This is a genomic window from Chelativorans sp. AA-79 (genome assembly GCF_029457495.1).
In the GTDB taxonomy this organism is placed as follows: domain Bacteria; phylum Pseudomonadota; class Alphaproteobacteria; order Rhizobiales; family Rhizobiaceae; genus Chelativorans.
On the sequence record NZ_CP120361.1, the window covers coordinates 1,909,491 to 1,921,019 of the forward strand.

Annotated in this window: 11 protein-coding genes; 4 read left to right on the forward strand and 7 right to left on the reverse strand. The window is 64.2% G+C overall.

Annotated features, from left to right (window positions below; all coding sequences use genetic code 11):
- Window positions 1-5 precede the first annotated feature (5 nt).
- From PVE73_RS09220 to PVE73_RS09235, 4 genes are all read left to right on the forward strand, one after another.
- Complete coding sequence (locus PVE73_RS09220) at window positions 6-1,721, forward strand: ABC transporter ATP-binding protein (RefSeq protein ID WP_277366650.1); 1,716 nt, start codon at window positions 6-8, stop codon at window positions 1,719-1,721.
- Window positions 1,722-1,729: 8 nt separating this feature from the next.
- Window positions 1,730-2,506, forward strand: coding sequence for a 2-oxo-tetronate isomerase (gene otnI, locus PVE73_RS09225; RefSeq protein ID WP_277366651.1), 777 nt, complete (start codon window positions 1,730-1,732; stop codon window positions 2,504-2,506).
- Between the two features lie 10 nt (window positions 2,507-2,516).
- Window positions 2,517-3,392 carry a 2-hydroxy-3-oxopropionate reductase gene (locus PVE73_RS09230; RefSeq protein ID WP_277366652.1) on the forward strand — a complete coding sequence of 292 codons (876 nt, stop codon included), beginning with the start codon at window positions 2,517-2,519 and terminating at the stop codon, window positions 3,390-3,392.
- Between the two features lie 86 nt (window positions 3,393-3,478).
- The gene (locus PVE73_RS09235) at window positions 3,479-5,593 is read left to right on the forward strand and encodes a beta-galactosidase (RefSeq protein WP_277366653.1); all 2,115 of its coding nucleotides are present in this window, start codon (window positions 3,479-3,481) and stop codon (window positions 5,591-5,593) included.
- Window positions 5,594-5,659: 66 nt separating this feature from the next.
- Here the strand turns inward: PVE73_RS09235 and PVE73_RS09240 are convergent, their stop codons facing one another.
- Genes PVE73_RS09240 through PVE73_RS09270 form a run of 7 tightly spaced genes read right to left on the reverse strand, consistent with a single transcriptional unit; the run spans window position 5,660 to window position 11,515 of the window.
- Window positions 5,660-6,823 carry an enolase C-terminal domain-like protein gene (locus tag PVE73_RS09240; protein ID WP_277366654.1) on the reverse strand — a complete coding sequence of 388 codons (1,164 nt, stop codon included), beginning with the start codon at window positions 6,821-6,823 and terminating at the stop codon, window positions 5,660-5,662.
- Window positions 6,824-6,850: 27 nt separating this feature from the next.
- Complete coding sequence (locus tag PVE73_RS09245; RefSeq protein ID WP_277366655.1) at window positions 6,851-7,567, reverse strand: FadR/GntR family transcriptional regulator; 717 nt, start codon at window positions 7,565-7,567, stop codon at window positions 6,851-6,853.
- Window positions 7,560-7,934, reverse strand: a complete 375-nt coding sequence (locus tag PVE73_RS09250; protein WP_277366656.1) for a cupin domain-containing protein — start codon at window positions 7,932-7,934, stop codon at window positions 7,560-7,562. Before PVE73_RS09250 ends, PVE73_RS09245 begins: the two co-directional genes overlap by 8 nt.
- Window positions 7,935-7,945: 11 nt before the next feature.
- Window positions 7,946-8,728, reverse strand: a complete 783-nt coding sequence (locus tag PVE73_RS09255) for an ABC transporter ATP-binding protein (protein WP_277366657.1) — start codon at window positions 8,726-8,728, stop codon at window positions 7,946-7,948.
- On the reverse strand, window positions 8,725-9,588 hold the full coding sequence (locus PVE73_RS09260; RefSeq protein WP_277366658.1) for an ABC transporter ATP-binding protein: 864 nt from the start codon (window positions 9,586-9,588) through the stop codon (window positions 8,725-8,727). The genes PVE73_RS09255 and PVE73_RS09260 overlap by 4 nt, the downstream gene beginning before the upstream one ends.
- Complete coding sequence (nikC, locus tag PVE73_RS09265) at window positions 9,585-10,499, reverse strand: nickel transporter permease (protein WP_277366659.1); 915 nt, start codon at window positions 10,497-10,499, stop codon at window positions 9,585-9,587. The genes PVE73_RS09260 and nikC overlap by 4 nt, the downstream gene beginning before the upstream one ends.
- Window positions 10,496-11,515 carry an ABC transporter permease gene (locus PVE73_RS09270; RefSeq protein WP_277366660.1) on the reverse strand — a complete coding sequence of 340 codons (1,020 nt, stop codon included), beginning with the start codon at window positions 11,513-11,515 and terminating at the stop codon, window positions 10,496-10,498. The genes nikC and PVE73_RS09270 overlap by 4 nt, the downstream gene beginning before the upstream one ends.
- Between the last annotated feature and the right edge of the window lie 14 nt (window positions 11,516-11,529).

Here is an 11,529-nt window from a genome sequence, read left to right on the forward strand (position 1 = left end):
CACCAATGGGGATCATGACCGCGGAAAAACCCGTCATTGCCGCCGGCAGCGACGCCGACGTGGTGCTCAAGGTCGAGAAGCTCAGCCTCGACTTCAACCTGCGCACCCACATCCTTCATGCTGCTCGAGATGTGAGCTTTGAGTTGACGCGCGGCAAGACGCTCTGCCTGGTGGGCGAAAGCGGCTCGGGCAAGAGTGTCACCGCGCGGGCGCTCTTACGCATCATCGACCGGAACGGCCGCATCGCCGGCGGGCGCATCCTGCTCAAGGGCAAGGGCGGCGAGACGGACATCGCGCGCCTTGCCGAACGCAGCCCGAAGCTCCTGAAGATCCGGGGAGGGCGCATCGGCCTCATTTTTCAGGAGCCGATGAGCTCGCTTTCGCCCGTACACACGATCGGCTCCCAGATCGTCGAGGCGCTGAGGCTGCACCGGAAGCTGAGCAAGCGCGCCGCGCGGATGGCCGCCATCGACCTGCTGCGGCAGGTCGAAATTCCCAATCCGGAAAAGATGGTCGACCGCTACACCTTCGAGTTCTCGGGCGGCATGCGGCAGCGCGCGATGATCGCCATGGCGCTCGCCTGCGACCCCGATATCCTCATCGCCGACGAGCCCACCACCGCACTGGACGTAACGACGCAGGCCGAGATCCTCGACCTCATCAGGCGACTCCAGCAAAGCCGCGGCATGGCGATGCTGCTGATCACCCATGACATGGGTCTCGTGGCCGAGATCGCCGACGAGGTGGCGGTGATGCACTACGGGCGCATTGTCGAGCAGGGCAGCGCCGACGACATCTTTCACGATGCTCGCCACCCCTATACGCGCGCGTTACTCGACGCGACGGTGAAGCTGGAGCAGAACCGCGGTGCGGGACCGGAAACGATGGCGGGCGGGAAGACGCCCGTTCTCTCGGTGCGCAACCTTTCCAAGCTCTACGGCGCCGGCGGCAACGCCTTGAAGGCCGTCGACGATGTGAGCCTCGACCTCTTCCCCGGCGAGAACCTGGGTATCGTGGGCGAAAGCGGCTCCGGCAAGACAACACTTGGCCGGCTTATCCTCAGGACGGTGGAGCCCACTGAAGGGAATATCACCTATTTCGATCGCGAAGGCCGGCCGGTGGATGTTGCGACGCTCGGCAAGCAGGGGCTCAGGACATATCATCGCAACGTACGCCTCATTTTCCAGGACCCGTTCGCCTCGCTCAATCCGCGCATGACGGTGAAGCAGATCATCGGCGATCCGCTCTATGTGAGCGGCACGGCGCGCGGAGCGGCATTGACAACGCGCGTGGGCGAGCTTCTGGAACTGGTCGGCCTCGATCCGCTCGCCATGGAGCGTTATCCGCACGCTTTTTCGGGTGGGCAGAGACAGCGCATCGGGATCGCCCGCGCGCTCGCGCTCGATCCTCGCGTGATCATCGCCGACGAGGCGACCGCCGCGCTCGACGTTTCCATCCGCTCGCAGATCCTCGACCTCCTGCTCGACATCCAACGGCGGCTCAGCCTGAGCTTCATCTTCATCTCGCACGACATCTCGGTCGTCCGCTATTTCTGCGACCGGGTGGCGGTCATGCATCGCGGGCGGCTGGTGGAGATGGGGACGGCCGAACGGATCTGCACCGCCCCGCGCGAGCCCTACACGCAAAGCTTGATCTCCGCGGTGCCGAGCCCCGATCCGCGCCACAAGCGCATGATGCATCGCACACGATTCATTGCCTGAGGAAGCCCATGCCGAAATTTTCCGCCAATCTTTCCATGCTCTATCCGGAACTGCCCTTCACTGAGCGTTTCGCCGCTGCGGCGAGGGACGGCTTCATGGCAGTGGAATATCTCGGCCCCTACGATCTGCCGGCGGAGGAGGTCGCGGAACTTCTTCGAAGGAATGGGCTTGAGCAGGCGCTGTTCAACGTGCCCTCCGGCGACTGGGCCGGTGGCGAGCGCGGGCTCGGTTCGCTGCCGGGCCGGGTGGAGGAGTTTCGGGCAGGCGTCGAGACGGCGATCCGCTATGCGCGCGCGCTCGATTGCAAGCGGGTCAATGTGCTCGCGGGCATCGCGCCGCAGGGGATCGCTGCCGAGGCGCTCGAGGAGACGCTGGTGGGAAATCTCCGCTACGCCGCCCCGCAGATGAAGGACGCCGGCATAAGGCTGCTGCTGGAACCGATCAATTTGCGGGACATTCCGGGCTTCGTCGTCTCTCGGACGGACCACGCCGAGCGCGTCCTCGAAAAGGTCGGTTCGGACAATCTCTTCATCCAGTATGATTTCTACCACATGCAGGTGATGCAGGGCGATCTGGTGGCCACGTTCGAGCGGCTGAAGGACCGCATCGCGCATGTGCAGATCGCCGATAATCCCGGCCGCAACGAGCCGGGCACGGGCGAGATAAACTACCCCTTCATCTTCGAGGCGCTTGACCGGCTGGGCTACGACGGCTGGGTGGGCTGCGAATACAAGCCCAAGGCGGGCTCCGGCGCGGGGCTCGGCTGGGCTGGCGGAAGGATCTGAGGAGAGGCCAATGGAAATCGGATTCATCGGGCTCGGCGTGATGGGCAGGCCGATGGCTGGCCACCTGATCGATGCCGGTCACACGCTGTTCCTTCATCGCGTGAAAGAGCCGTCGCGCTATCTGGTGGAGAAGGGCGGCGAGGCGGTGGAAAGCCCGCAGGCCGTGGCCGAGCGGTCGGACGTGATCATCCTCATGGTGCCCGACACGCCGGATGTCGGCGAGGCGCTGTTCGGCGAGGCGGGCGTTGCGGCGGGGCTGAAGCCCGGCAAGCTCGTCATCGACATGAGCTCGATCTCGCCGGTGGCGACAAAGGATTTCGCGGGAAGGATCGAGAAGCTCGGCTGCGACTATCTCGATGCGCCCGTTTCCGGCGGCGAGGTGGGGGCGAAGAACGCTTCGCTCACCATCATGGTGGGCGGCAGGGAAGAAGCCTTCGAGCGTGCGAAGCCCATTTTCGCGAAGCTGGGCAAGAACATCACGCTGGTCGGCGGCTCGGGCGACGGGCAGACGGCGAAGGTGGCCAACCAGATCATCGTCGGCCTGACCATCCAGGCGGTGGCCGAGGGGCTCATATTCGCGAAGAAGGCGGGGGCCGACGTTGTCAAGGTGCGCCAGGCGCTGATGGGCGGGCTTGCCGCCTCGCGCATCCTGGAGCTGCACGGGGAGCGCATGATCAAGCGCACCTTTGATCCGGGCTTCCGCATCAAGCTGCATCGCAAGGACCTGACGCTGGCGGTGGACGCTGCCAAGGCGCTCGACCTCATGCTGCCCAACACTGCGACCACCCAGCAACTCATGAATGCGGCGATCGCCATGGGGGAAGGCGAGAAGGATCATTCAGGCCTCATCCTGACGCTGGAGGCGCTCGCCGGGGAGAAGAGCTAGCCCCAGGTCATCCATTTCGTGAAGCTCAAGCGGCGGGCGCATGCGTGGCCGCCGGGGGAAATATCGCGCGAGAGGAGCTGTTCTACATGCCCACGGAAAAAGTGCCCCAAATCCCATTCGGAGCCGTCTATTTCAGGAAATCCAACCCGCCGCGCGAGGATTGGGAACGGGATTACCGGACGGCCGCGGAGGACGGGCTCAACGTCTTTCGCCACTGGTTCATGTGGAGCGCCATCGAGCGCAGGCCAGGCTTCTACGACTGGGAGGACTTCGACCGGCAGATGGATCTCGCGGCGAAAAACGGGATCAAAACCATCATCGCCGAGCTCACGCATACCGTCCCCGACTGGGCTTTCCGGAAATTCGCCCATGCGCGGCAGGTGCGCATGGATGGGCGTCCGCTCACCTCGAATATGGGCGTGAGCGCGGCCGTGGGCGGTTTTGCGAACAATGGCGGCGGGGCAGGGGCGCTCTCTATGAACTGCGCCGAGGTGCAGGAGGCCGCCGGCAATTTCCTGAAGGCGCTCGCGACCCGCTACAAAGGACATCCGGCGCTGCTTGGCTACGACGTCTGGAACGAGGTGAATTACGCCGCCGATGTCGATTATTCCGACTACGCGAAGGCGGCTTTTCGCGAGTGGCTGAGGAAGAAATATGGCGATCTCGAAACGCTCGCGCAGGCCTGGTACCGCTACTCCTATGCCGAGTGGGAGGACATCGAGCCGCCAGCGGAGATTGCCGCCTATCCGGAAGGGCTCGATTGGCTCGAGTTCAGGCGCGACAATTTCTACGGCCAGATGCAGTGGCGCATCGATACGATCCGTTCCATAGATCAGGATTGCCTGATCGCGGCGCACGGGATCGCCGGTGCTATCCCGAACATGGCGTCGAATGGGTGCGACGACTGGCTGGCGGCCTCCAAAGTCGAGATTTACGGCATGACCTGGATTCCGGCACGCAAGGGGAATCAACCCTGGCGCAATTTCTATGGCGCCGACCTCACGCGCGCCGCCGCCCGCGGAAAGCCCTGGTGGCATGCGGAACGGCAGGGCGGGCCGCTCTGGCTGCAGCCGCAGGTACTCGGCCGCGACAAGGAGGACGGCCGCGTCGCGGAGCCCGAGGATATCCGGCTATGGACGATGACTTCCTTCGCGGCAGGCGCCACGGGCGTTCTGAACCTGCGCTGGAGGCCGCTGCTCGACGGGCCGCTCTTCGGTGCCTTCGGCTCTTACGGAATGGATGGCTCGCGCACGCCGCGCTCGGATATGCAAAGCACCATTGCCAAATGGGCGAATGCCCCGGAGCAGAGGGAGCTTTTTGAGGCGCGGCCCGTGAGGGGCGACATTGGCCTCCTCGTGATCCCCGAGGCGCAAGCCTGGGACCACCTGCTCAACCACCGCCACCGCCCGGAGACCTATGCCGAGGCCATGTGGGGCGCCTATCGCGGCTTCTTCGACAACGGCATCCAGCCCGACTGGGTGCATATCGACGATATCGACGCATATGACGCGATCTATGCGCCTTATCCGATCATGCTCTCTGCGGCGCACGCACAAAAACTTGCCCGCTGGGTGGAGGCGGGCGGCAGGCTCGTCAGCGAGGCCTGCATCGGCTATTTCGGCGATCGCGGCAAGGTCGGGACGATCCAGCCGAACCACGGGCTCGACGAGGTCTTTGGCGTGCGGGAGCATGAGGTCGAGTTCATGCCTGACATCGGCGACCGCATCCGCTTCGCCTATGGAGGCCGGACAGTTACCGGCGGCGGTTTCCTGCAGAGCTATTCGCTCAAGGGCGGGACCGAGCGTGGCCGGTTCGACGACGAGCGAATCGCTTTGGTCGAGCATTCCTATGGCAGCGGTCGAACGCTGCTCGTCGGCACGCATCCGGGTGTGGGTTATTTCAAGAACTCAAGTGAGGAGAGCCGCCACTACTTCGCCGAAGTCTTCGCCTGGACCGGCAAGACGCAGCATGTGCGGCTTTCCAACCGGGCGATACAGGCTCGGTTGCATGCGGGTGAGAGTGGGAAAGTGATTTGGGTCGTCAATCCGACGCGCGAAGCGCAGCGGACCATTCTGGAACTTGCTTCGCAGCACGACACGCTGCGCTTCGGCAGGACACATTGGGCAGGTGAGGGCGCCCGCGTCGAGGGTAGCCAACTCATTGTCCCACCGCGGGATGCGCTGGTGGTTCGGCTGGCTTGACACGCTCGGACATGGGCCTCGGGTCGCCTGCCGATGCAGGGACTTGCGGTACCGGCAAGAAGGCCGTCAGCGGCCCACCGTCACCTGTTCCGTGGTCGAGCGAATTATGAAGTCCCAGTGGTAACCCACTCCGATGCCGGGTAAATCTGGCATCGGCACATTGCCGTCCGCGTCGACATGCTCGGGGCTGTCGCTGTAGCCGCAGGCGTAGATCGGCGGCTTGGGGTTGCCGATCCCGGGCGCGCAGAGGGTGAGCTCGTAATAATTGGCATTTCGGACGGCCGCCATCACCTGCCGCTGCGAGGGACCGCAGCCGTGGAACTCGACGTCCAGGCCATGGGCTTCGGCCAGATGTGCGATCTTCATGGCGCCGGTAACGCCCATGTCGAGTGTCGGATTGACCCGCACATAGTCCGTCGCTTCCGCGGTGATGGCGTCCGCCTTGGCTTCCAGACCACGGATATGTTCCCCCATCAGGATCGGCGTCTTCAGCATCTGCCGGAGCTTGCGATGAGCGTGGCGTGAGAAGCCGCCGTCGCGGAACGGGTCCTCGTACCAGAAGAACTTCGCCTCGTCGCAGGCGCGCCCGACATAGAGCGCGTCGCCGAAGGTGCGCAGTTCGCAGGCGGGATCCAGCATCAGGTCCATGCGGCCGCCGACGCGCGCGGCGACATGGAGCACATTGGCCGCTTCCTCCCGGCGGTCGCCGGCGCTCCAGCCATGGATCTTGAAGGCCTTGAAACCCTGTTCCAGGCAGGCTTCGGCATAGTCGGCGAAGGCCTCCTTGGTCGAAAGGCCGCCGTTGCGGTCGCCATGGAAGGTGCTGACATAGGCAGGAAGGCTTTTGCGGAAACCGCCGAGCAGCTTGTAAATCGGCAAGTTGGCGCGCTTGCCCGCAAGATCCCAGATGGCTATGTCCAGATTGGAATAGCCGAAGGCGCCCTGTTTGCGGTGCACGCGCTTGGCGTCGTCATACATCAGTTCGCGCGCGTCGACATCGCGCCCCACCAGCATGTTGGCGATGGCGATCGATTGCGCCGTCATCGCGCTGTCGCTGTCGAGATTGACGAATTCGCCGCGATTGCCGTCGCTGTCGGTCACGACGATTGCCAGGCCTTTGCGGGTGACGCTCGATCCCGGCGTGTAGACGGTGTTCTGGCTTTCATCGACGGAAAGCCCCTCCAGCACATAGCTGAAGACGCGGAAATCGAAGGAGCGGATTGTTGCCATTGGTTGATGCTCTGGGAACGAAGAGGGTTATTCAGCCGGCGTTGCGGTGCCGCGTTGCAGCCGCTCCTTGCTGCCGATCAGGTGAAGCCGCATCGCGCCCCGCGCGCTCTCCCCGTCTCTTTGCTCGATGGCGGAATAGATCTGCTCGTGCTCACGGTTCACTCGGTCGAGATAATTCTGCAGGCTCTGGCCGGTGAGTTCGAAGGTGCGCAGTTTCGTGCGCGGGATGAGAAGCTCGCCCAGATAGTTGAAAAGCTTGAGGAAGTGCTGATTGCCGGTCGCTTCGGCTATGGCGCGGTGGAAGGAGAGGTCCGCCTGGATGGAGTCCTCGCCCCTGGAGATTGCGGACGCCATGGTCATCATGGCTTCCTTCATCGCGTCGAGATGCGGCTGCTCCCGGCGCGCGGCGGCGAGGGCCGCCGTTTCCACCTCCAGCGCTATGCGCAATTCGAGCACGGATACGGCTTCGTTGACGGCTGCAAGGTCGGCACCCTCGATCCGGAAGGACTGCGGCTGCGAATGGGGCTGCACGAAAACGCCGACGCCTTGCCGGGCAACGACCAGTCCGCTCGCTCTCAGATTGGCGATCGCCTCGCGTACAACGGTGCGGCTGACGCCGAACTCCCCGATCAGCACGTGTTCGGAGGGAAGCTTCTCCCCGACCGCATATTCGCCGTCCTGGATGCGCTTCTGCATCACCTCGACGATCTGTTCGGAAAGGCTTCCCCGCCGAAATTCAAACATCCGTTCCTCCTGCGGCCTGGCGGTCGCTCTGCGGGAGGTAGTCTTCCCTATGCGGGGTGAAGCTGTCCACCATCGTTCCCGCCTCGATGCAGACGGCGCCGTGGAGCACATTGCCAGCGACCACGTAGCTCGAACCCGGACCGAGACGTTTCGTCTCCCCGTCGATGGTGACGTCGAACACGCCGCTCTCGATATAAGCCGCCTGGGTGTGAGGATGCCGGTGCGGCGCGCCGACCGCGCCTTTCTCGAAGGACCAGCGCAGCATCATCAGGTCGTCGCGATAGCAGAGCATCTGCATCCTGCGGCCCTCGCCCGTATCTTTCCAGCTCACTTCGTCGGATGTGAGAAAGCTTCCGGAAGTCGCCATGCCAATTCTCCTCAGACAGTTGCGGCCTGCTCGTGCGCGAGCGCGCGGTCATAGCGTTCGCTCGCCTGCAGCAGGGTTCGGGTATAGGGGGTTTCGGCGCCGCCGCTCTCCAGCGCTTCGCGGCTGAGCGTTTCCACGATCCTGCCATCGCGCATGACGGCGAAATGCGAGCACATATGGTCGATCACCGCGAGGTCGTGGCTTACGAGAAGATAGGTGAGGCCGAGTTCCTGCCTCAGGTCGGCAAAGAGGTTGAGGATCTCCGCCTGGATCGAGACGTCGAGGGCCGAGGTCGGCTCGTCGAGCAGCAGGATCTTGGGTTCCAGGATCAGGGCGCGGGCGATCGCCACGCGTTGGCGCTGCCCGCCTGAAAGCTGGTGCGGATAGCGGTAGCGGAATTTCGGCCCGAGCCCCACTTGCGTCAGCATGCGGTTGATGCGTTCGTCGCGGTCTGCAAAGCCGTGGATCTTCAGCGGCTCACCCAGGATGCGCTCGACCTTGTGCTTCGGATGGAGCGAGCCGTAGGGGTCCTGGAAGACCATCTGGACCTTGCGGCACCACGCCCGCCGATTGGCGTCGGCAAAGGTCTCGCCGTCCACGGAGATCCGGCCCGTCCAGTGGCGGAAGAGGCCCGAGATGCAGCGCAGGACGGTGGACTTGCCCGAGCCGGATTCGCCGACGAGGCCGAAGGATTGGCCAGGCTCCACGTTTAGGCCGATGTCTTCCAGAATCTTGCGGCGGCGGTGACCTTCGCCGAGAAAGAGGGACAGGTCTTCGACGCGGATCATGCTCATGACCGCCCTCCGCCGAGCGTCCATTCGGGATTGCGTTCGAGGACGGGCAAGCGGGCGCGGCGCTCGCCGATCCTGGGAAGGGAGGCAAGCAGGCCTTGCGTGTAGGGATGCCGTGCCTCGCCGAGCTCGTCGCCGCGAAGCGTCTCCACCACGCGGCCCGCATACATTATCAGCACGCGGTCGGAGAAACTCTGCACGAGATTGAGGTCGTGGCTGATGAAGACGAGGCCGATGCCGCGCTCGCGCACCAGATCGTCGAGCAGGGCCAGGATCTGCAGGCGGACGGTCACGTCGAGCGCCGAGGTGGGCTCGTCGGCGATGATGACTGCGGGTTCGGGGATGAGCATCATCGCGATCATCACGCGCTGGCCCATGCCGCCCGACACCTCATGCGGATAGAGGCCGAAGACATGTTCCGGGTCACGGATCTGGACTGCTGCGAGCTGTGCGATCGCGCGCTTCTTCGCCTCGGCCTCGTTTACCGGGAAATGGGCGCGATAGGCTTCCGCGATCTGCGCGCCGACGGTCATCACCGGGTTCAGAGAGTATTTCGGATCCTGCAGGATCATGGAAATGCGCCGCCCGCGGATGTCCTGCATCTGTTTCTCGCTGAGCGAGAGGACGTCTCGGCCTTCGAATTGCAGGTGTTCGGCGGTGATCCGCGCCGCGGGCGCGAGCAGCCGAACGATGGCGCGGCCGACGGTCGACTTGCCGGAGCCGGACTCGCCGACGATGGCGAGCTTCTCGCAGCCGAGATCGAAACTCACGTCGCGCACCGCATGCATGGGCCGGCGTGCGGAGGCGTAGACGACATTCAGGTTCCTGACCGAGAGGAGGGGAGCTTGGGCGAGCATGGTCATTGTCTCTGCCTCGGATCGAGAAGGTCGCGCAGGCCGTCGCCGAAGAGGTTGAAGGCGAGCGAGACGATCAGGATAGCGGAGCCGGGCATCGTGACCACCCACCAGCTCTCCATCATGAAGCGGCGGCCGGCCGAGGTCATCGCGCCCCATTCGGGCGAAGGCGGCTGCGCGCCCAGACCAAGGAAGCCGAGACCCGCCGCCGTCAGGATGATGCCGGCCATGTTGAGCGTAAGGCGAACGACAACCGAGGGCACGCACATGGGCAGGATCTGCCCGACGAGAATGCGCAGGGGCGAGGCTCCGGTGAGCTTTGCGGCGGCGATGTAGTCGGTATTGCGCACCGTCAGCGTTTCGGCGCGGGCGAGCCGGGCGATCGGCGGCCAGGCGGTGAGCGCGATGGCGATCACCGCGTTCTCCAGGCCGGGGCCGAGCGCGGCGGCAAAAGCGAGCGCCAGGATCAGGCTCGGGAAGGACAGGAAGAGATCGGTGATACGCATCAGGATGCGGTCGGTCCAGCCGCCGAAATAGCCCGCCGCCATGCCGATCAGGAGCCCGATGGGGCCGACGATGACGGAGACCAGCGTGACGATATAGAGGGTGATGCGGGCGCCGAAGACGATGCGGCTGTAGATGTCGCGGCCGAGCTCGTCCGTGCCCAGCCAGTGTTCCGCGCTTGGTGGCTTGAGCGCCTGCGTGAGGTTCTGCGCGATCGGGTCGTGCGTAGCAATCAGCGGTGCCAAGGCGGCCATCAGCGCAAGGACGAGCAGGATGAGAAGGCCTATCACCGTAAGTGGATTGGCGAAAAAGTTCACCGCGCTCCAGTAGAACCGCTGTGCGGTGGCTTGCCGGGAGGAAGCGGGCTCCTCGGCGGCGATCCATGCGGAGAAAGTCCTGTTGGAGATGTCACTCATGCCGCACGTGTCCTGGGGTCGAGAACCCGGTAGAGCAGGTCGGAGAGAAGGTTGAGCCCCATGAAGATGAGCCCCACGAGGAGCGTGCATGCCATCACGGCGTTCATGTCGCCCATCATCAGGCTGGAGGTGAGATAGCTGCCGAAGCCCGGCCAGGAGAAGACGGTCTCGATCAGCACCGCGCCTTCGAGCAGTCCGCCATAGGCGAGCGCCACGATGGTCAAGAGCTGCACGCGGATGTTCAGGAAGGCGTGGCGCCAGATCACCTCAGACCGCGAGAGGCCCTTGATGCGCGCGGTGAGCACGTATTCCTGGCCGAGCTGCTCCAGCATGAAGCTGCGCGTCATGCGGCTGATATAGGCCATGGAGGAGAGGCCAAGGATGGTCGCCGGCAACCAGATATTGCGCGCTGCGCTCCAGAAGACGTCCCAGTTCTTGGTGATCGCACTGTCGATCAGGAGGAAACCGGTGATGGGCTGGACGATGCCCGTGTAGAAGATCTCCACCCGGCCCGTGCCGCCGGACCAGCCGAGCTTGGCGTAGAAGACGATGAGGCCGATCAGCCCCAGCCAGAAGACCGGGGTCGAATAGAAGATCAGTGAAAGGAAGCGTACCACGTGGTCCGTGAGCTTGCCTCGGCGGACTGCCGCGAGCACGCCCAGCGGGACGCCGAGACCGACGCCGATCAAGATCGAAAGGGTGGCGAGCTCGACGGTTGCAGGAAAGACGCGGGCGATGTCCTCGATCACCGGCTTGCCCGTGAGCAGCGCCGTGCCGAAATCGCCATGCAGGATCTCGGACATGTAGCGAAGGAACTGTATGTAGATCGGCTGGTCGAGACCAAGCTGCTGGTAAACCCTGTCATAGGCTTGCTGGCTGGCCTCGTCGCCGATGATGGCCAGCACGGGATCGATCGGCATCACCCGGCCGATGACGAAGGTCAAAAGCAGCAGGCCGAGGAGCGTGACGGCGATGGAGCCCAAGAAGGTCAGGCCATTCCAAAGACGCGTCTGCACCGAGTTTCCGGAGT